Source organism: Bradyrhizobium sp. BRP20 (assembly GCF_020194215.1).
GTDB lineage: Bacteria > Pseudomonadota > Alphaproteobacteria > Rhizobiales > Xanthobacteraceae > Bradyrhizobium > Bradyrhizobium yuanmingense.
Map to the genome: position 1 here is coordinate 74,583 of NZ_JADYVY010000002.1, position 22,938 is coordinate 97,520.

Annotated in this window: 2 protein-coding genes; both read left to right on the forward strand. The window is 66.2% G+C overall.

Going from position 1 to position 22,938, the window contains the following annotated elements; translation table 11 throughout:
• Positions 1–22 precede the first annotated feature (22 nt).
• Complete coding sequence (locus I6F33_RS05015) at positions 23–6,508, forward strand: non-ribosomal peptide synthetase (RefSeq protein WP_225142021.1); 6,486 nt, start codon at positions 23–25, stop codon at positions 6,506–6,508.
• The gene (locus tag I6F33_RS05020) at positions 6,501–22,937 is read left to right on the forward strand and encodes a non-ribosomal peptide synthase/polyketide synthase (protein ID WP_225141379.1); all 16,437 of its coding nucleotides are present in this window, start codon (positions 6,501–6,503) and stop codon (positions 22,935–22,937) included. The genes I6F33_RS05015 and I6F33_RS05020 overlap by 8 nt, the downstream gene beginning before the upstream one ends.
• Position 22,938: the final 1 nt, after the last annotated feature.

Genomic DNA, 22,938 nt, shown 5'->3' on the forward strand with positions numbered 1-22,938 from the left:
ACGCGATCTGGATCCCCAGCAGATGAGAAAGCTCGTCGCGCTGGCCAGGAATCGTGGCCGGAGTGACGCCAGTGCCATTCCGGTGGTGGCGCGGAGCGGATCGTTGGAAATGTCCTTTGCGCAGCAGCGGCTCTGGCTGCTGGCGCAGCTCGATGGTACGAATTCCAGCTATCACATTCGCGGAGCATTGCGGCTTACGGGCGAGCTCGATCTCGAAGCCTTGCGTCGCAGCATCGACCGTGTGTTCGCGCGCCACGAAGCGCTGCGCAGCGTCTTTCGCGTACTGGACGAACAGCCGCGCGTAGTGCTGCTGCCCACGGATGAGCGTGTGCCGCTGCTCGAACATGATCTGAGTGGCCGGGACGATCGCGAGCAGGAGCTGGCGCGCCTCTGCCGCGAGGAGGCCGCGACGCCGTTCGATCTCGCCGCAGGACCGTTGGTCCGCGGTCGCCTGATCCGGATGGCGGAGGGAGAGCATCTCTTCTTGCTCACCCAGCATCACATCGTCTCCGATGGCTGGTCGATCGGCGTGCTCATGCGCGAGCTCGGCGCTCTCTACCGGGCATTCGCCGCCGGCAAGGACGATCCTCTGCCGCCATTGGCAATCCAGTATCCGGACTATGCCGTCTGGCAGCGGCAATGGCTGTCCGGCGAACGCTTGCAGCGGCAGGTCGACTATTGGCGAAAAGCACTCGCGGACGCTCCTGCCGTGCTTGAATTGCCGACGGATCGGCCGCGTCCGCCAATCAGGTCGCTCGCCGGGGCGTCCCTGCCGATCGAGATCGATGTGGAGCTGGCCTCCGGCATCAGGCGACTGAGTCAGTCGCATGGCGCCAGTGCTTTCATGACGGTGCTGGCGGCCTGGGCAGTGGTGTTGTCGAGACTCTCCTCGCAGACCGATATCGTCATCGGGACTCCGACGGCCAACCGAAATAGGCCGGAGATCGAGGGCCTGATCGGATTCTTCGTCAACATGCTGGCTGTCCGCGTTGATCTCTCGGCGGAGCCCAGCGTGGCCGAACTGCTCCGCCGCGTGCGCGCGGCGGCGCTCGCGGCGCAGGATCATCAGGACCTACCGTTCGAGCAGGTCGTCGAGATCGTCCAACCGCTGCGACGGCCGGAGCAGACACCGGTCTTCCAGGCCGTGTTCGCCTGGCAAAACAACGAGAGGGGGCCTCTCGAGTTGCCCGGCCTCAAAGCCGAGGTCGCTGATATTCCGCTGCAACAGGTCAAGTTCGATCTCGAGCTCAATCTCGGCGAGATGGACGGGCGCATTGTCGGCTCCCTGAATTATGCGACGTCGCTATTCGACGAAGCGACGATCACGCGCCATCGGGGCTATCTGTTGACCGTGCTGCGGGCGATGATCTCCGATGCGGACCAGGAGGTCGACCGGATCGATATCATTGGTGCCGATGAGCGCAGGCGCGTTCTCGACACTTGGAACGAGACGGCCACGCCGTTTCCCTCCGAAAGCTGCATTCAAGATCTGTTTGCGGAGCAGGTGAGAAGGGCGCCGGACGCCATTGCGCTGGCATACGAGGACGTTCGTCTGAGCTATAGCGAGCTCGATGCGCGGGCGAACAGGCTTGCGCGGCACTTGATCACCTTGGGAGTGGTGCCGGATCAGCCCGTTGCGATCTGCCTGCCGCGGGGCATCGCAATGGTGGTGAGCCTGCTGGCCGTGCTGAAGGCGGGCGGCGCCTATCTGCCGCTCGATCCCGCTTATCCTGCGGAGCGGCTACGTCAGATTGTCGACGATGCCAGGCCGCGCCTGCTGATCGCAGACGCCACAGGACGCGCGATCATTCCAGATGGGACCTGCGAGATGGTCGACCCCGACGCAGACGCAGGGCTGGCGACGTCGGATCCGAGTGTTCTCCTCGAAGGCCTGACTGCGCGAAGCCTCGCCTACATCATCTACACGTCCGGCTCGACCGGTCGGCCGAAGGGGGCGATGGTCGAGCACCGTGGCCTGGTGAATTTGGCGTTGGCGCAGCGGGCATTGTTCAACATCAATTCGAGCAGTCGCGTCGTGCAGTTTGCCTCGCTCAACTTCGATGCCAGCATCTGGGAAATCGTCATGGCCCTGTGCTCGGGCGCCGCGCTGTTTCTGGCCGGCACGCGCGAGCATCAGGACACCGCGGCATTGTTCGGCTATCTCGCGGACAATGCGATCACGCATGCGACCTTGCCGCCGGCGATGCTGCACGGGCGGACCGATCTCGAACGGCTCGCCTCGTTGCGGGTTCTCGTTCTTGCCGGTGAATTGCCCAGGGCCGAGCTGGTCAAGGGATTGCCTCCTGATATTGCCGTCTTCAACGGTTATGGGCCGACGGAAGCAACGGTCTGCGCCACGAGCTGGTTGCGGCATCGGGGCTTTGATGGCGACGCGGCTCCGATCGGTCGACCGCTGCCGAATGCGCGGATCTATCTTCTGGACCGGTTCGGTGCGCCCGTTCCGCTCGGTGCGGTCGGTGAAATCCATATCGGAGGGGTCGGCATCGCGCGCGGTTATCTCAATCGCGCCGATCTGACGGCGGAACGCTTCGTGCGCGATCCCTTCTGCGGCGATGCGGATGCACGCATGTACCGCACCGGCGATCTCGGCCGCTATCTCCCGGACGGCAATATTGCGTTTCTCGGCCGCAACGACCACCAGGTCAAGATCCGTGGCTTTCGTATCGAGCTCGCTGAAATCGAGTTTCGGCTCAACGAGCACGCCGACGTTGCCGATTCAATCGTGCTGGTGCAGCGCAATCATGGCGGCGACATGCGGCTGGTCGCCTATGTGGCCGCTAGGGGGGGCGTAAGGCGCGATGGCGGAGAGCTTGCCAGCGCGTTGCGCGATCACCTGCGTGCGTGTCTGCCGGACTACATGGTGCCGTCAGCGTTCGTAAGTCTCGATGCACTCCCGCTCACGCCGAATGGCAAGGTGGACCGCAAGGCGCTGCCGGCGCCGGAGAACGATGCATATGCGCGGCGCCGTTTCGAACCGCCGCGAGGCGAGGTCGAGCAGATTGTCGCAAATATCTGGGCCGAGCTCTTGGGCGTCGATCGGATCGGACGCAGTGACCACTTCTTCGAGCTCGGCGGCCACTCGCTGCTCGCAGTGCGCATGCTGGAGCGATTGCAGCGGCATGCGCTGAGGGCGGATGCGCGCATGCTGTTCGCGAAGCCGGTGCTGGCGGAATTTGCCGCCAGCCTCGATGGCGGCGTAGAAGCCGACGTTCCGGTCAATCAGATCACCCGGCAGACGACGGCGATCACACCGGAATTGTTGCCGCTGATCACGTTGACGCAATCCGACATCGACAGCATCGTGGCCGACGTTCCTGGCGGCGTCGCCAACATCCAGGATGTCTACGGCCTCTCGCCACTTCAGGATGGCATTCTCTTCCACCACCTGCTGTCGAAGGAAGGCGATCCCTATCTGCTGGTCGGCCGAATGGCATTTGCCAGCCGCGACCTGCTCGATCGCTATCTCGACGCGGTCCGGCAGGTGGTCGCCCGTCACGACATTCTGCGAACGTCTATCGTGTGGAGCGGACTGTCCACGCCGGCACAGGTGGTTTGGCGGCAGGCGTCCTTGGTCGTCGACGAGGTCGTGCTGGATGGCGAAGGCCCTGGGGATGAGCAGCTCGCGCGACGATTCGATCCGCGTTTGCATCGGATCGATCTCGGACGGCCGCCGCTTTTGCGATTTGCGGTCGCGGCCGATCCGGGTGGAGAGCGCTGGCTGCTTTTGGTCCTGCTGCATCATTTGATTGGCGACCACTCCACGCTCGAAGTGATGCACGACGAGGTCGGGAAGATCCTGTCCGGGCGGAGCCACGAATTGCCGCCGCCTTATCCGTTCCGGAATCTGGTGGCACAGGCGCGCGGATCGGCGGCGACCGTGGAGCATGAGCGTTTCTTCCGCGGCATGCTCGCCGACATCGACGAGCCGACCACACCGTTTGGACTGGACCGGGTGCACGGCGACGGCGGTGGCGTCGTGGAAGCCCGGCGAATGCTGCCTGAAGGGTTGAACGCAAGGCTTCGTGTGCAGGCGCGGCGGTTGGGCGTCAGCCTCGCCAGCCTTTGCCATCTCGCCTGGGGGCAGGTGGTGGCGCGAACCAGCGGGCGCGAGCACGTGGTGTTCGGGACCGTCCTGTTCGGCCGCATGCACGCCGGCGCGGGCGGCGATCGCACCATGGGCTTGTTCATCAACACCTTGCCGTTGCGGCTGGATCTTGGTGACGCTGCGGTCGAGGACAGCGTTCGTGATGCGCATCGCCGGCTGACCGAACTGATGGCACACGAGCACGCCTCCCTGGCGCTCGCGCAGCGATGCAGCGGCGTCACGGCACCTGCGCCTCTGTTCAGCGCGGTCCTGAACTATCGGCACAATGCAATGCCGGCGGATCTGGCTGCCAACAGGGAGAGCACCGGCATCGAATGGCTCGGGGGCGAGGAACGCACCAATTATCCCCTGATGCTGTCGGTCGAGGATTATGGCCAGGCGCTTGGCCTGACCGCCCAGATCGTCCATCCGTTCTCGGCCGATCGCATTTGCGCCATGATGCAGCAGGCACTCGATCAACTGGCCGATGCGCTGGATCGCGCGCCGCGTGCGCCGGTCCGGCAGCTCGACATTTTGCCCCCCGACGAGCGGCAGCTGTTGCTGGAGACGTGGAACCGGACGCAGGCGCATGATCGGCGACAGTCGTTGATCGAGCAATTTGAAGCACAGGTCCGGAAGTCACCTGAGGCGATCGCGCTGGTGTTCGGCGAGGCGGAGCTGAGCTATGCCGCGCTGAATGCGCGCGCCAACCGGCTGGCGCGACGATTGCGGGATCACGGCGTCGGGACCGAAATCGTGGTCGGGCTGGCGCTCGACCGCGGCGTCGAGATGCTGGTCGCGCTGCTGGCGGTGCTAAAAGCCGGCGGGGCCTATTTGCCGCTCGATCCGGATTACCCGCCGGAGCGGCTGGCGCATATGCTGCGCGACAGCGGCGCGGCGCTGGTGCTGACGCAACAGGGATTGCACGATCAGTTCGCAGACATACTGGCGGAGACTGGCGCAGAAGCCTGGCTCGTTGATGGACAGGACGGCGAGGGCAGCGATGCCGCCAATCTCGATGTCGCCGTTCACGGTGAGAGCCTCGCCTATGTGATCTACACTTCGGGCTCGACCGGTCTGCCCAAGGGCGTGATGGTTCGCCACGACGCCGTGACAAACTTCCTCGCGACCATGGCGGAGCAGCCCGGCATGACGGCCGCCGACCGGGTGCTTGGCCTGACCTCGCTGTCCTTTGACATCGCAGTGCTTGAGCTCTGGCTGCCGCTGACGATTGGCGCCTGCGTCGTGCTGGCAGATCGCGCGGCCGCGCATGATCCTGCCAAGCTCAAGGCGATCGTGCAGCGGCATGGCGTGTCCCTGATCCAGGCAACGCCGTCGACCTGGCGCATGCTGCTCGATCATGACGGCCCTGCGCTGCCGGCGAGCTGCCGGGTGCTGTGCGGCGGCGAGGCGCTGCCGCCGGATCTGGCGCGGCGGCTGGTGGCGCAAGCCGGCGAAGTCTGGAACCTGTACGGTCCGACCGAGACCACGGTGTGGTCGGCGCGCCATCGGCTCGATGCGATGGATGATCGTCCGCTGCTGGGCCGCCCGATCGGCAACACCACGCTTTACGTTCTCGACGGTGACCTCAACCTCGCGCCGGTCGGCGTCGCCGGCGAGCTCTATATCGGCGGGAGCGGGCTCGCCCGCGGCTATTGGCAGCGCGGCGGCCTGACGGCGGAGCGCTTCATCCCTGATCCGTTCGGTCCGCCGGGGGCGCGGCTGTACCGCACCGGCGACGTGGCGCGGTGGCGATCCGACGGCGTGCTCGATTATGTCGGCCGTGCCGATTACCAGGTGAAGATCCGCGGCTTCCGCATCGAGCTCGGCGAGATCGAGGCGCGGCTGCAGGCGCAGCCGGGCGTCCGCGCGGCCGTGGTGGTGGCGCGCGAGGCCGGCACCGGCCGCCAGCTGGTCGGCTATGTCAGCGGCGAAGCGCTGGATGGGGCGGCGCTCAAAACGGCGCTGTCCCCGGTGCTGCCCGACTACATGGTCCCGGCGCGGATCGTGGTGCTGGAGCGTCTGCCGCTGACGCCGAACGGCAAGATCGACCGCAAGGCATTGCCGGCGCCGGATCAGCTCGCGGAGTCAGAACGCATCGCGCCGCGCACGCCGGCGGAGGCTGCATTGGCCGCGATCTGGGCCGATCTGCTGCGCCAGCCCAATATCGGTGTCACCGACAATTTCTTCGAGCTCGGCGGCGATTCCTTGATCGCGGTCCAGCTCGTCAGCCGCATCAAGCGGGATCTCGGCCACGACCTGCCGCTCAATCGTCTGTTTGAATTGACGACCGTTGAAACCATGGCTGCTGCGCTGGGCCTGGAGAGCGAGATCGACAAGCGAAGCGACGACATCGTAGCGATGCTCGACCTGTTGAAGGAAGTCGAACTGTCCCATGAGTGACACGGCAACCACGCAAAAGCAGCAGCTGCGCGACATTTCACGGCGCTTGATGCGTCTCGATTCCGGCAAGCAGCACGCGTTCGTGTCGCAGCTCGCGGCGAAGGGCGTCAACCTCGCCATGCTGCCGATCGTGCGCCAGGGGCGAAAGCGGGCGCCGCTGTCCTTTGCGCAAGCGCGCCTCTGGTTCCTGTGGCGGATGGATCCGTCCAGCGCGGCCTACAACATATCAGCGACGGTGCGCGTGCGCGGCCAGCTGCAACCACGCGCATTGCAACAGGCGTTCGATATGCTTGTCGCCCGCCACAGCGCGCTTCGCACCGTCGTTCGGCAGGAAGGGGAGCAGGCCGAACAAGTCATCCAGGTTCCGCAGCCGGCCGCATTGCGGCACCTGGCCCTCGATGGCGACGACCGCGAACGGCAGGCGCGCGAGCTTGCGCGGCAGGAGGCTTCGCTGCCGTTCGATCTCGAGGCCGGCCCGCTTATGCGCGCGACGCTGCTGACGCTGGACGAGGGCGATCACTTCCTCGTCGTCAGCCTGCACCATATCGTGGCCGACGGCTGGTCGATGGGCGTGCTGGTTGACGAGTTCTGGAAACTGTACGCGGCATTCGCTTGCGGTGAAGAACCGGCGCTGCCGGAGCCGGAGATTGACTATGCCGACTACGCCGAATGGCAGCGGCTCTGGATGAGTGCGGTCGATGGCGAACGGCAGGTCGGCTACTGGACCAGGCGTCTCGCCGATCCGGCGGTGCTCCAGCTGCCGATCGACCGGCCGCGCCCGGCGGTCCCGGATCTGGCGGGATCGGCACATCGCATCCCGCTCGACCCGGCGCTAGCCGATGGCTTGCGCGGGCTCGCGCGGCGGCAGCGCACGACCCTGTTCGCCGTCCTGCTGGCGAGCTTCAAGCTGCTGCTCTATCGCTACACCGGGCAGTCCGACATCAACATCGGCGTGCCCGTCGCCAACAGGCATCGCGACGAAGCGCGCGGCGTGATCGGTCTGTTCGTCAATACCCAGGTGCTTCGTACGCAGATCGACGGCCGCGCGGCGATCAGGGACTTCATTGCGGCGGTTCATGCGGCCACTGTCGAGGCACAGGAAAACCAGGACCTTCCGTTCGAACGTCTGCTCGAGATCCTCCAGCCCACGCGCAGCCTGAGTCAGAATCCGCTGTTTCAGGTCCTCTACAATCACCAACGCCGTCGGGTCTCCAGCAGTCCGCCCAATGGGACCGGCCTCCAGATCGAGACGATCGATACGGAGGTCGATGCCGTCAAGTTCGACCTCGCGCTCGACACCGAAGAGGGGCTGTCAGGCGAAATCCGCGCCGTCTTTACCTATGCGACGGCGCTGTTCGAGGCGGCGACGATCGAGCGTCTTGCCGCGCATTGGACCACGCTCCTGAAGGCCATGGTCGCCGACGACGCGCAAGGGATCGCCGATGTGGCGTTGCTGTCCGAACAGGAACTGGGGCAGTTGCGGCAATGGAATCGCGCCGACGAAACGGCAAGCTCATCGTTCACACCGGTGCATCGGACGGTTGCACGGCTGGCCGCCGAAACGCCCGACGCGCCGGCGCTGGTCTTCGGTGACGATGAAATCAGCTATGCCGAGCTCAACCGCCGCGCCAATCGGCTCGCGCACCACCTGATCCGCCTCGGTGTCGGGCGCGACGACCTTGTCGGTGTCTCGGCACGGCGTTCGCCAGGCCTCATTACAGCGCTGCTCGCCATCTTGAAGACGGGTGCAGCCTATCTGCCGCTCGATCCCGAGCATCCGGCCAGACGACAGGTCGGCACCCTGCGCGATGCCGGCGCGCGTGTCGTGCTGGTCGACGCAGATAGTTCGGCGTTAACGCCGCCGCCAGCTGGCGTTGTGGTCGTTCCGCTCGGTGCGATCGATCTCGCCAAGGAGAGCGAAAGCGATCCCGAGATCGCGGTGGTGCCAACCAGCCTTGCCTATGTGATCTACACCTCCGGCTCCACCGGCATCCCCAAGGGCGTCGCGGTCGAACACGGTCCGTTCGCCATGCACTGCGAGGTGACGGCCGGGCTCTACGACATGGATCGGCACTCGCGCGAGCTGCACTTCCTGTCCTTCACCTTCGATGGCGCCCATGAGCGGCTCTGGACCGCACTGACCTGCGGCGCGGCGCTCGTGATGCGGGATGCGGACCTGTGGTCCGCCGAACAGACTATCGAGGTTCTGCGCCGGCAGCGCGTCACCAATGCCGGATTCCCGCCCGCCTACCTGCAACAGCTCGCTGATTTCGCGATGTGGCGTGGCGATCCGCCGCCAGTCGAGCTGTACTCGTTCGGCGGCGAGGCGATGCCAAAGGCCGGCTTCGACAAGGTCAAGCGCGCGCTCAAGCCGCGGGCATTGATCAACGGCTACGGGCCGACCGAAACCGTGGTCACGCCGCTGGTCTGGAAGGTCGATGCGAGCGAGGAGATCGACGGCAATTATGCCCCGATCGGTCGCCCGGTGGGCCGCCGCTCGGCCTACATCCTGGACAAAGATCTCAACATCGTCCCGGTCGGCGTGACCGGTGAACTGTTCATCGGCGGCGAGGGCTTGGCGCGCGGTTACTGGCAGCGCGCCGAGCTGACGGCCGACCGCTTCGTCCCTGATCCGTTTGGCGCGCCGGGCGCGCGGCTGTATCGCACCGGCGATCTGGCGCGGTGGCGCGCCGATGGCGTCATCGAATATGTGGGCCGGACCGATCATCAGGTGAAGATCCGCGGCTTCCGGATTGAGCTCGGCGAGATCGAGGCATGGCTGATGCGGCAGGCCGGCGTGCGGTCGGCCGTGGTCGTTGCCCTTGAAGCCAGCGTCAGCCGTCAGCTGGTCGGCTATGTCGCCGGCGATGGGCCGTTCGACGAAGCGGCGATGCGTGCGGCGCTCTCGGATGAGCTGCCCGACTACATGGTGCCGGCCCGCATCGTGCGATTGGACCGGCTGCCGCTCACCGCGCACGGCAAGGTCGATCGCGACGCCCTGCCGGCGCCCGAGATGCCGGCCGCAACCACCGCGCATGTCGCGCCGCGCTCCGCAGCCGAGACGGTGCTCGCTGCGATCTGGGCCGAGCTGCTCGGCCAGCCCGCCATCGGCGCCACCGACAATTTCTTCGAGCTCGGCGGCGATTCCATCATCTCGCTGCAGCTGGTCGGTCGCGCGCGCCAGGCGGGCCTGCTGATCGAGCCGCGTGACGTCTTCCGGCATCAGACCTTGCAGGATCTGGCGCGCGTGGCGCGGGGTGAAGACAAAGCGGAGATCGTCGCCGCTGAGATCGATCTCGACGGCCGCGAGCACCTGCTGCTGCCGATCCAGTTGCGGTTCCTCAGTGAGGATGCAGGGGACCGTCATCACTGGAATCAGGCCGTCCTGCTGATGCCGAAGTCGCGGCTCGACTGGAAGCTCGTCGAGCTCACGCTTGCCGCTCTTGTCGCGCATCATGCGGCCCTGCGCCTGCGCTTCGAGGAGATTGATGGCGGTTGGCGCGCGACCTACGGCGCTACACCGCCAACGTCCGAGCTGCTGTGGATTCTTGGTGACCTCCAGGATGCCGCCGCAGTCACGAAGGTCGCCTCACAAGCTCAGGCCAGCCTGTCGCTGGCCGGGCCGCTGTTGCGTGTGGTCGGCATGGATCTCGCGGACGGCAGCCAGCGGCTTCTGGTGGTGGTGCATCATCTCGTCATCGACGGCGTGTCATGGCGTGTGCTGCTCGAAGACTTTGCGACGGCGTACGATCAGCTCCGCCAGGGCGCGGCTTCAGTCGCACTGGCGAGGAGCGACTCTTATGCATCCTGGGGCGCGCGATTGCAGGCCTATGCTGCAACCGACGAGCTGGCAGCCGAGCTCGACTATTGGCTGGAGCGGGGATCGCATGCGGCGTTTCCCTGCGATGACGATCATGGCGGGGTCGACCGGGTTGCAGACGGCGAGGAGGTCCTGCTGGCGTTCGACGCCGGATTGACCACGCGGCTGCTGAAAGAAGCCCCGTCCGCCTACCGCACCCAGGTCAATGATCTCCTGCTGGCGGCACTTGCGCGAGCCGTGTCGCGCTGGGGCGGGATCGAGGACGTCGTCGTCGAGCTCGAAGGCCATGGCCGCGAGGACGTCTTTGCGGGCGCCGATGTGTCCCGCACCATCGGCTGGTTCACCACTGCTTTTCCGGTGCGGCTGTCGGGTAACTCCGAGGACGATGCCTTTCTGATCAAATCCATCAAGGAGGAGCTTCGGGCCGTTCCCAACCGCGGGCTGGGGTACGGCATCCTGCGCCATCTCGGCACCGAGGCGCAGCGGAGCGCCCTGGCGACACGCCCTGAGCCGCGCATCGTCTTCAACTATCTCGGCCAGTTCGATTCCAGCATGGGAGAGAGTGCCCCGTTCCGCCTCGCGCCCGAGAGCTCGGGGCCGATGCGCAGCGAAAGCGCGCCACTCGGCCGCTGGGTCAGCATCAACGGTCAGGTCGGCGAAGGACAGTTGCGCCTGTCGTTCAGCTATGGCCGCAGGCGTTACCGGCGCGCAACGATCGAACGTCTCGCCGAGCATTACGCGGCTTCCTTGCGCGAACTCGTCGCGCATTGCACGGGCGGCGCCCGCGGCATTACGCCGTCGGACTTCGCCTTGTCGAACCTCAAGCAGGCTGATCTCGACGCGCTGGTCGCGACGATCGACTGCCGCGAGATCGAGGACATCTATCCGCTGTCGCCCATGCAGCAGGGCATGCTGTTCCATGCCCTTCGTGATGGCGAGAGCGGCAATTACGTCAACCAGATCGGCCTGGAGGTCCGTGGTCTCGAGGCCGGCAGGCTGCGCGCAGCCTGGCACGAGATCAGCTCGCGCCACGCCGTGTTGCGAACCGGATTTGCGTGGCGCGAGCTGTCGGGGGCCGCGCAGCAGGTGGTCTATCGCTCTGCGCCTTTGCCATTCGAGGAAGAAGACTGGCGCTCGCGGGCGGCCGCCATGGAAGAGGAGGAGCTGCGGGTTGCGCTCGCGGGTATTGCGCAAGCCGAACGTACCAGGGCATTCGATCTGTCTCAGGCGCCATTGCAGCGGGTCCGGCTGATCCGGCTCGACGAGGCACGCCACTGGCTGATCTGGACCCATCACCATATCCTGCTCGACGGCTGGAGCGCCGCGCGTCTCATGGCTGAGATCCTGCAGCACGAACGCGGTGCGCGACTATCGGCCGTGAAGGGCCGCTACCGCGACTACATCGCGTGGCTGCAAAGGCAGGACCGCGACGCGTCCGCGTCGTTCTGGCGATCGGCCTTGGCCGAATTGGACGAGCCCAGCTTCCTAGCGGACACGCTGGGAGGACCTGCGGCCAACGGTGCTTCCGGCCATGGCTCGTCGGACCTGCTGCTCACGGCCGACCTGACGGCAAGCCTGCAAGCCTTTGCGCGGCGCGAGCGCGTCACGCTGAACACGCTGGTGCAAGGCGCTTGGGCGCAGCTGTTGCGCCGCCACACCGGTCAGCGCGCGGTCTGTTTCGGTGCGACGGTCTCGGGCCGGCCGGCGGAGATCAGCGGGGCCGAGGAGATGGTCGGCCTGTTCATCAACACGCTGCCCGTCGTCGATCAGGCAAGCCCGCAAACCGAGATCGGAGCGTGGCTGCGCGATCTCCAGGCGCGCAACACGGATCTGCGCGATCACGGCTGGATGCCGCTGTACGAAATCCAGCGTCTTGCCGGCCGTTCCGGACGCGCGTTGTTCGACAACATCCTCGTGTTCGAGAACTATCCGATCGATCAGGCGCTACGGGGCGAGAGCGAAAGCGGACGCCGGTTCGGCCGGGTCGAGCAGGTCTCGATCACCAACTATGCGCTGACGGTGGCGGTCTTCGCCAAGCCCGACGGCATCAATCTGGGCTTTCGCTACGATCGCAGCCGCCTCGACCACGATCATATCAGATATCTGCAAGCCTCGCTGTCGCAACTGCTGGCCAGGATCGTGGCGGACGCCTCGCGGCCGCTGGGCGCGCTGGACAGCCTCGATGCCGATGAGGAGCAGAGATTGCTCGGCTGGGGCGGCAGCGCCGAGCGGGCACCGAAGCTTGGCGACACTATCGTCGCGCAGATCGAAGCCCGGGCCGCGGCTTCGCCATCGTCGATCGCGTTGATCTTCGGTGAACGGCAGATCAGCTATGGCGAGCTGAACGCGCGTGCCAATCGCCTGGCATGGCGGTTGCGGGAGCACGGGATCAGTCGCGACCGGCTGGTCGGCTTGGCGCTCGAGCGCAGCATCGAGCTGATCGTCGGCGTCCTGGCCGTGCTGAAGGCCGGAGGCGCCTATCTGCCGCTCGATCCCGACTACCCGTCCGATCGCCTGCTCCACATGCTGCGTGATAGCGGAACGGCGCTGGTGCTGACCCAGGAGCGGCTGCTTCCGCATCTGGCGTCTGTGATCACGGATGCGGACGTCGAGGCCTGGACAATCGACGGCGAGGCTGAAGCTCGGATCGGCGCGCCTGCCGGCAATCCCGACCCGGCGCTTCATCCGGACAGCCTGGCTTATGTGATGTACACGTCCGGCTCGACCGGCGTGCCCAAGGGCGTCGCCTGCTCGCATCGCGCACTCGCGGCACGGCTCGGCTGGATGCAGGCGGAGTATGGTCTCGATCCCGCCGAGACCTTGCTGCACAAGACCCCGTTCAGCTTCGACGTCTCGGTTTGGGAGATATTGTGGCCGCTCGCAACCGGCGCGCGGCTGGCGATCGCGCCTCCAGGCGCGCATCGCGAGCCGCGACTCCTGGTGGACGCCGTCATCGCCCATGACGTGACGACGCTGCACTTCGTGCCGCAGATGCTCGAGCATTTCGTGACCGAGCCCGGCGCGCCGCGCTGCACCTCGCTGAGGCGCCTGTTTGCTGGCGGCGAGGCGCTGTCACTCGATCTCATGACGCGTGTGCGTGCGGCGTTCCCCCATGTGCGGTTCGACAATCGCTACGGTCCGACCGAGGCTCTCATCAACGCCACGTATTGGACCTGTCGCGACGAGGATGGGACGCGCGTGCCGATCGGCCAGCCCATTCCCGGCGTGACGATCCGCATCCTCGACGCCGATCTGAACATGGTTCCGGCAGGCGTGACCGGCGAGTTGTTCATCGGCGGGGCCGGTTTGGCGCGGGGCTATTGGCGGCGCGAGAAGCTGACGGCGGAGCGCTTCATTCCCGATCCCTTCGGGGAGCAAGGCGAGCGGCTCTATCGGTCGGGAGACCTGGCGCGCTGGCGCGCTGATGGCGCGATCGACTATGTCGGACGCGCGGATCACCAGATCAAGATCCGTGGCTTCCGCATCGAGCTCGGTGAGATCGAGGCGCGGCTGCTCGAGCAGCCCGGTGTTCGTTCCGCGGTCGTGGTGGCGCGAGAGATCGGCGCCGGCCGGCAGCTCGTTGGCTACGTCAGCGGCACGGCGGAGTTGGAAGAGGCTGCGCTGCGGACAGCGCTGTCGGCCGTCCTGCCGGATTACATGGTGCCGCCGAGAATTGCCGTGCTGGAGCGGCTGCCCTTGATGCCGAGCGGCAAGGTTGAGCGCCAGGCGCTGCCGGCGCCCGACATGGCCCATGGCCATGTGGATCATCAGGCGCCACGCACGCCTGCGGAGATCGCCTTTGCGGCGATCTGGGCCGAGCTGCTCGGCCGGCCGGCCGTCGGCCTCACCGACAATTTCTTCGAGCTCGGGGGCGATTCCATCATCTCGCTCCAGATGGTGAGCCGCGCCCGGCGCGCCGGATACCTGATCGAGCCCCGCGACGTATTCCAGCATCAGACGCTCGAAGCTCTGGCGCGCGCGGCGCGGACCGAGCAGCGCACGGGGACGCTCGCCGATCAGGGGCAGGTCATCGGCCCGCATCCGCTCTTGCCGATTCAGTCCCGCTTCTTTGCTGAGGACATGGAGAATCGGGATCATTGGAACCAGGCTGTGCTCTTGCATCCGCGAGAGCGCCTCGACTGGAACGTGATGCGGCGCGCGCTCGCCGCCGTGGTCGATCATCATGATGCGCTACGCCTGCGCTTCGAGCAGAAGCAAGGAAGCTGGTATGCCGAGCACGGCGCTGCTGTTGGCGCGGAGGAACTGCTCTGGGTCCGGCAGGCGGCCGGCCGCGATGCCGTGACGGCGCTGGCATCGTCGGCGCAAGCAAGCCTGTCGATCTCCGGCGGGGAGCTGTTACGGGCCGTCGGCATCGATGTCGCTGATGGCAGCCAGCGTTTTCTGATGGTGATCCACCATCTCGTGGTCGACGGGATGTCATGGCGCATTCTGCTGGAGGACGTCGCGTCCGCTTACAGGCAGCTTGCGAAGGGTGACGCCGCGGCCGCGCTTCCGCCCAAGACTCATGCTCACGCGCTGTGGGGTCAGCGCTTGCGGGCTTACGCGACCTCGCCAGAACTGGCGACGGAGTTACCCTACTGGACCAGCCGCTGTGCAAACGCGGACGTTCCCTGCGACGAGGACCACGCGGGCAACGATCGCATCGCCGATGCCGATGAGGTCCTGCTGTCATTCGAAAGTGAATGGACGCGGCGCCTGCTGACGGATGCGCCGTCGGCTTATCGTACGCAGATCAATGATCTCCTTCTTGCCGGCCTTGCACGCGCCGTCTGGCAGTGGAGTGGGCAGGACGACGTTCTCGTCGAGCTGGAGGGGCATGGCCGCGAGCCTCTCGCTGGCGATCTCGATCTCTCGCGCACGGTCGGCTGGTTTACGACGGCCTTTCCCGTGCGGTTGGCCGGTGGCTCGGAAGTTCCTTCGTCATTGATCAAGACCGTGAAGGAGGAGCTTCGCGGCGTTCCCGGCCGCGGACTGGGCTACGGCGTATTGCGCTATCTTGGCTCCGAAGAACAACGTTTGGCGCTATCGCATGCCGGCGAGCCGAAGATTGCGTTCAACTATCTCGGCCAGATCGACGGAGGCGATGAGGCGGCGCTGTTCAAGATGGCAGCGGAAAGCGCCGGCCGATCGCGGGATGCATCGAGCCCGCTGCGACGCTGGCTGACCGTGAACGGCACGGTGCGCGATGGTCGGTTGTTTCTATCGTTCGGGTTCGGCCGCAAGCGCTATCGGCGCGAGACGGTCGAGCGGTTGGCTGCGTTGTACGAGGCTGCGTTGCGCGAGCTGGTCGATCACTGCACCGGCGGCGCTTGCGGCCTGACACCATCGGACGTGGCGTTGTCGGGGCTGGGTCAGACCGAACTCGACAGGCTTGCGCTTGATTGGCGCGAGATCGAGGACATCTATCCATTGTCGCCGATGCAGCAAGGCATGTTGTTCCATGCGATGCATGACGGCGAGAGCGGGCTCTACGTCAACCAGGTCGCGGCGGAGATCCGTGGGCTGGACGCCGGAAAGCTGCGCCGCGCCTGGCAGGCAGCCAGCGATCGTCACGCGGTGCTGCGGACGGGATTTATTTGGCGTGACCTGTCCGGCGCGCCGCAACAGGTCGTCTATCGACGGGCCGAAGTGCCCTTTATCGAGGATGACTGGCGAGCACGGAGTGCGACCTGGGACCAGGCGCAACTGGATGCGGCGCTGGCCGACGTTTCGCGGCAGGAGCAGGCCGCCGGCTTTGACCTGTCGCGGCCGCCCTTGCAGCGCGTTCGGTTGATCCGGCTCGGCAACGACAGGCATTGGCTGATCTGGACGCATCATCACATTCTGCTCGATGGGTGGAGCTCGGCGCGGTTCATCGCCGAAGTGATGCAACATAACGGCGAGGGGCGCCTGCCGCCGTTGCGGCACCGCTATCGCGACTACATCGCGTGGCTGAAGAGCCGCGACAGCGACGCATCGGCGGCGTTCTGGCGCAATGCGACGGCTGGGCTGGTCGAGCCGAGCTTCCTCGCAGGCAGCCTGGCCGAAGGGGGGGACGTGGAAACGTCCGGCCATGGCATGCTTGCGCTGGAGCTGGATCCTGCCATGACCGGACGGTTGCAGGAATTTGCGGCGCGCGAGCGGATCACGATGAACACGCTGGTGCAGGCGGCATGGGCGCAGTTGCTGCGGCAGCATACCGGGCAGGGGACGGTTTGCTTCGGTGTCACCGTGTCGGGCAGGCCGCCCGAGCTCGCCGGCGCCGAAGAGATGGTCGGCCTGTTCATCAACACGTTGCCCGTGATCGACGGCGTCAGCCCGCAGCAGGCCGTCGGTGCATGGCTGCGCGAATTGCAGGATCGCAATCTGGCCCTGCGCGAATTCGGCGCCACGCCGCTCTATGAGATCCAACGGCTGGCAGGGCGTCCCGGACGGCCGTTGTTCGACAGCATCCTGGTGTTCGAGAATTACCCGGTCGACCGCGCGCTAATCGGACAGAACCGGCAGATCCAGGTCGGCGAAACCCGGATCGTCGAGACCAGCAATTATCCTTTGTTCGCCAGCATCGGCGTCGATGAGCACCTGCGCCTCGTCTTCAACTATCAGCGCAAATATTTCGACGAGGCCCAGATCGCACGGCTGCAGCGAACCTTTGTGCGGCTGATCGAGGCGCTGGCCATCGATGCCGATCGACCGGTCGGCATGATCGCAGCCCGCGACGCCGCGGATGACGTCCTGCTTGCACGGGCGAACGATACGCGCCGGGATGAACCGCGCGAGGGGATCATTGCGCAGTTCGAGGCACAGGTCCGGAAGTCGCCGCAGGCGATCGCGCTGGTGTTCGGCGAGGCGGAGCTGAGCTATGCCGCGCTGAATGCACGCGCCAACCGGCTGGCGCGGCGATTGCGCGATCGCGGCGTCGGGACCGAAATCGTGGTCGGGCTGGCGCTCGACCGCGGCGTCGGGATGCTGGTCGCGCTGTTGGCAGTGCTGAAGGCCGGCGGGGCCTATTTGCCGCTCGATCCGGATTACCCGCCGGAGCGGCTGGCGCACATGCTGGGCGACAGCGGCGCGGCGCTGGTGCTGACGCAGGAGAGATTGCACGATCAGTTGGCAGCCATCCTGGCGGAGACTGGCGCAGAGGCCTGGCTCGTTGATGGACAGGACGGCGAGGGCAGCGATGCCGGCAATCTCGATGTCGCCGTTCACGGTGAGAGCCTCGCCTATGTGATCTACACTTCGGGCTCGACCGGTCTGCCCAAGGGCGTGATGGTTCGCCACGACGCCGTGACAAACTTCCTCGCGACCATGGCGGAGCAGCCCGGCATGACGGCCGCCGACCGGGTGCTTGGCCTGACCTCGCTGTCCTTTGACATCGCAGTGCTTGAGCTCTGGCTGCCGCTGACGATTGGCGCCTGCGTCGTGCTGGCGGATCGCGCGGCCGCGCATGATCCTGCCAAGCTCAAGGCGATCGTGGAGCGGCATGGCGTGTCCCTGATCCAGGCAACGCCGTCGACCTGGCGGATGCTGCTCGATCATGACGGCCCTGCGCTGCCGGCGAGCTGCCGGGTGCTGTGCGGCGGCGAGGCGCTGCCGCCGGATCTGGCGCGGCGGCTGGTGGCGCAAGCCGGCGAAGTCTGGAACCTGTACGGTCCGACCGAGACCACGGTGTGGTCGGCGCGCCATCGGCTCGATGCGATGGATGATCGTCCGCTGCTGGGCCGCCCGATCGGCAACACCACGCTTTACGTTCTCGACGGTGACCTCAACCTCGCGCCGGTCGGCGTCGCCGGCGAGCTCTATATCGGCGGGAGCGGGCTCGCCCGCGGCTATTGGCAGCGCGGCGCCCTGACGGCGGAGCGCTTCATCCCCGATCCGTTTGGTCCGCCGGGCGCGCGGCTGTACCGCACCGGTGACGTGGCGCGATGGCGGTCCGACGGCGTGCTCGACTATGTTGGCCGAGCCGACCACCAGGTGAAGATCCGAGGCTTCCGCATCGAGCTCGGCGAGATCGAGGCGCGGCTGCAGGCGCAGCCGGGCGTCCGCGCGGCCGTGGTGGTGGCGCGCGAGGCCGGCACCGGCCGCCAGCTGGTCGGCTATGTCAGTGCCGAAGCGCTGGATGGGACGGCGCTCAAAACGGCGCTGTCCTCGGTGCTGCCCGACTACATGGTCCCGGCGCGGATCGTGGTGCTGGAGCGCCTGCCGCTGACGCCGAACGGCAAGATCGACCGCAAGGCCTTGCCGGCGCCGGATCAGCTCGCGGCGTCCGCCCAGCATGTGGCGCCGCGCACGCCGGCGGAGGCTGCATTGGCCGCGATCTGGGCCGATCTGCTGCGCCAGCCCACCATCGGCGTCACCGACAATTTCTTCGAGCTCGGTGGTGATTCCATCATCTCGCTGCAGATGGTGAGCCGCGCGCGGCGCGAAGGCGTGCTCATCGAGCCGCGCGACGTGTTCCGGCATCAAACCATCGAGGCGCTGATTGCGTCGTCCCGAGATGTCGAGCCCGACAAGGAAGACCGCGCATCGGAGCGCGGTTCGCTGGCGGGACTCTCCAGCGAGCAGCTCGAACGGCTCGGTCTGAACTGGAGCCGCGTCGAGGACGTCTATCCGCTGTCGCCGATGCAGCAGGGCATGCTGTTTCACAGCCTGCGCGATGCTGGCAGCGGCGTTTATGTCAATCAGGTCAGTGTCGAGATCCGGGGCCTCGACCCGGAACGGCTCGGCACAGCGTGGCGCGAGGTGAGCGCGCGTCATCAGATGCTGCGGACCGGCTTCCTCTGGCGTGAGCTCTCCGGCTCCCCGCTGCAAGCCGTCTATCGCGACGCCATCGTGCCGTTCGCAGAGGAGGACTGGCGAGGGCAGGCGATCAGTGATGAAAGAATTGCGGCGGCTCTTGCCGATGAGCGCGCCGCCGAGTTCGATCTCCAGAGGCCGCCGCTCCAGCGGGTGCGGCTGTTGCGCCTCCAGGACCACCTGTATCGGCTGATCTGGACCTATCATCACATCCTGATGGACGGCTGGAGCTCGGCAAGGTTCGTCGGAGAAGTCCTGGAGTGCTATTACGGCGGCGCTGCTGCCGCGAACGCGACGCGCTACCGCGACTATATCGCCTGGCTGCAGGCGCAGGACGCCAAGGCTGCCGAAGCTTTCTGGCGTGAACAACTCAGGAGCTTTGATCAGCCAACGCAGCTCGCCGACGCCTTCGGCGCGCGCCGCCATCAGGCATCCGGCCACGAACGCTGTTACACGCGTCTCGGAGAGGCCGCGACCGCGGAGCTGAAGGCGTTCGCGCGCCGCGAACGGATCACGCTGAACACCGTCGTCCAGGGCGTGTGGGCGCTGTTGCTGCAACGCTATACGGGCCAGAACACAGTCACATTCGGCGTAACCGTGGCCGGTCGTCCGGCCGGTCTCGACGGATCGCAGCAGATGCTCGGGCTCTTCATCAACACGCTGCCCGTGATCGATACGATTCCGCCCGAAAGCCCGATCGGAGAATGGCTCCGCGCGCTGCAGGACCGCAATTCGGCGATCCGGGACTACGAGCACACGCCGCTCTATGACATCCAGGGCTGGGCCGGCCGCGCCGGTCAGACCATGTTCGACAGCATCATCGTCTTCGAGAACTATCCGATCGAACGCAGCATGCACCGCGGCGCAGGCGCATTGCAGTTCAGCGGCCTCAAGAGTGTCGACGTGACGAACTATCCGATGGACCTCTCGGTGCTGGTCGAAGACACGCTCCAGGTCGAATACACCTATATGCCGAGTCATTTCACCGCAGCGCAGGCGGCGCAGATCAAGGCGCAGTTCGAGCTCTTGCTGGCGGAGCTGACGCGGGATGCCACGGTCGTGCTTGGCAGCATCCATCCCGTCACAGAGCTCGACGCCGCTCTTGCGGATCGTTGCAACCGCCACGCGACGTCGAGCGCTCCGCTGCCGCTGGTACATGAGGCGATCAGCAGCCATGCGCATCGTCATCCGGAGCGGACGGCGCTGACCATCGGCAGCTCGGTGCTCTCGTTCGGAGACCTCGAGCGCAGGGCCAACCGCCTGGCGCATCACCTGATCGCCCGGGGGCTCAAGCCCGAGCAGCGCGTCGGCGTGGTGGTCGAGCGAACTGCTGCCACGATGATTGCGCTGCTGGCCGTGCTCAAGGCGGGTGGGGCCTACGTTCCACTCGATCCCGAGCTGCCCTCGGAGCGGCGCGCGTTCGTCATGCGCGATGCCGCAATCGCGTTCCTGTTGACGGGTCCGCTCGAAATCGAGGGCAGCCCGGACGGCATGGAGCGAATTTCCTTGTCTTCGTTCGAGTTCGACGCGGGACCGGACCATCCGCCGCAGCCCGAACTGCATCCGGAAAACCTTGCCTATTTGATTTACACCTCGGGCTCGACGGGGACGCCGAAGGGCGTCGCTGTCGCCCACGGTCCGCTGGCGATGCACTGTCGCGTCACGGGCAGCCTCTACGAGATCGACGAAAGCTCCTGCGAGCTGCATTTCCTATCGCTGGCCTTCGACGGCGCTCATGAGCGCTGGCTCACAGTTCTGTCGCATGGCGCACGGCTGTTGATGCGTGACGCCGAATTGTGGACGCCGGAACAGACCGTCGAGAACCTGCACGCCCATCGCGTCAGCCATATCGGATTGCCGCCGGCCTACCTCCAGCAGGTCGCCGATTGCGTCGAGCAGAGCGGCAATCCACCGCCGGTCAAGCTCTACTCGTTCGGCGGCGAGGCGATGCCGAAGGCGGGCTTCGACAAGGTCAGGCGCGTTCTCAAGCCACGCATTCTGATCAATGGTTATGGTCCGACCGAAACCGTCGTCACGCCGCTGGTCTGGAAAGTCGATGGCGCGTCGGAATGCGACACGCCCTACGCGCCGATCGGCGTGCCGGTCGGAGATCGCCGTGCCTACATTCTCGATGCCGCGCTCGACATTATTCCCGCCGGCGTCGCCGGCGAGCTTTATCTCGGCGGCTTTGGGCTGGCACGGTGCTATCACGGCAAGGCCGGTATGACCGCAGAGCGCTTCGTGCCTGACCCATTCTCGTCGGCCCCGGGAGCGCGGCTGTACCGCACCGGCGATCTGGCGCGATGGCGCGAGGACGGCACCGTCGAATATCTCGGCCGCAGCGATGACCAGGTCAAGGTCAACGGTTTCCGGATCGAGCTCGGAGAGATCCAGACCTCACTGCTCCGTCACGAGGCAATCGCGCAGGCCGCGGTGGTGGCGGTGCCGGGTGCAGCCGGAAATCAGCTCATTGCCTATGTCGCGCCGAAGGCGGCAGATGACGCCGCGCCTGATGCGGCCGAGACGCTGGTCGAGCGCTTGACCGGTTTCCTGAAGCTCGTCCTGCCGGCCTATATGGTGCCGGCTCGGATCGTGGTGCTGGAGCGGTTGCCGACATTGTCGAGCGGCAAGATCGACCGGCGTGCATTGCCGGCTCCCGATGCGTCGATGCGGAGCTTCGTCCCCCCGCGAACCCCGGCAGAGATTGCAATGGCGCGCCTGTGGTCCGAGATCCTGGAGGTGCCGCAGGTCGGCGTCACCGACAATTTCTTCGAGCTTGGCGGCAATTCAATCCTGTGCCTCAAGGTCGTGGCGCGGGTCCGTCAGGACAAGACGTTCGGGATCGAGATCAAGCTGCGCGATCTGCTTCAGAAGCCGACGATCCGCGCCTTGCTCGCCGGCAGCGCCACCGCGGCGTCCGCCGTCGCATCCGCGCCATCGGCGCTGCTGCCGCTGAATGCCGCGGTTCGCGGCGTGAACCCGGTCTTCGCTGTGCATGGCGGCTTCGGCACAGTGTTCGACTACGGGCCGCTGGCGCGCCGCCTCGAAGGGCACCGGCAGCTGATCGGGCTGCAATCGAGAATGCTGGTCGATCCCTCGTGGACCGACGCCTCCCTCGAAGCCATGGCCGTGGACTACGCGGCCGAGATCAGGCGGATGCAGCCGCGCGGTCCCTATAGCCTGGTCGGCTGGTCCTTGGGAGGACTGCTGGTCGGTCTCGTCGCGGCCGAGCTCGAACGCGGCGGTGAGCGCGTCGATCGTCTCGCGCTGGTCGACAGCTTCGTGCTGCGGCAGCCGGACGGACCGAACCGGCAGGAGTCGATGGCACACTGGGCCGACGATCTCGCAGGATTGCTGTCGGCGGTTCTTCCGAGCGCTGCGGCCTCTCGCATCAAGGCGCAGGTCGAGGCAGCGAAACGCGCTGATTTGCCGGAGACGCCGGAGCGCATCCGCGATCTGGTCGCCTCTGTTGTGGAGCAGAGCAGGAGCGTGAGAGCGAACGACGCCTCGCTCGGCGCCGATGATTTGTCCGCTGCATTCGCAGTCGGACGGCACCTCAACAGGCTGGCGCAGAACACAGCGCTGCCGCGGGGCCTGGAAGCCACGCCGCTCTGCTGGTGGACCTCGACCCGTCTGGCACAGCGTGATCGGCTGGAATCGCAGATGCCGAAGGCGGTCGATCGCGGCTTCGTCGGCGACAACCATTTCACGATCCTGAGGGATGCCGGCCTGCTCGATGAGATCTGCGGTCTGCTCGTGCCGGCGGAGGCGTCGACGATCGCGCAGGATACGGTCCCGGAGCCAGCGGAGTAAG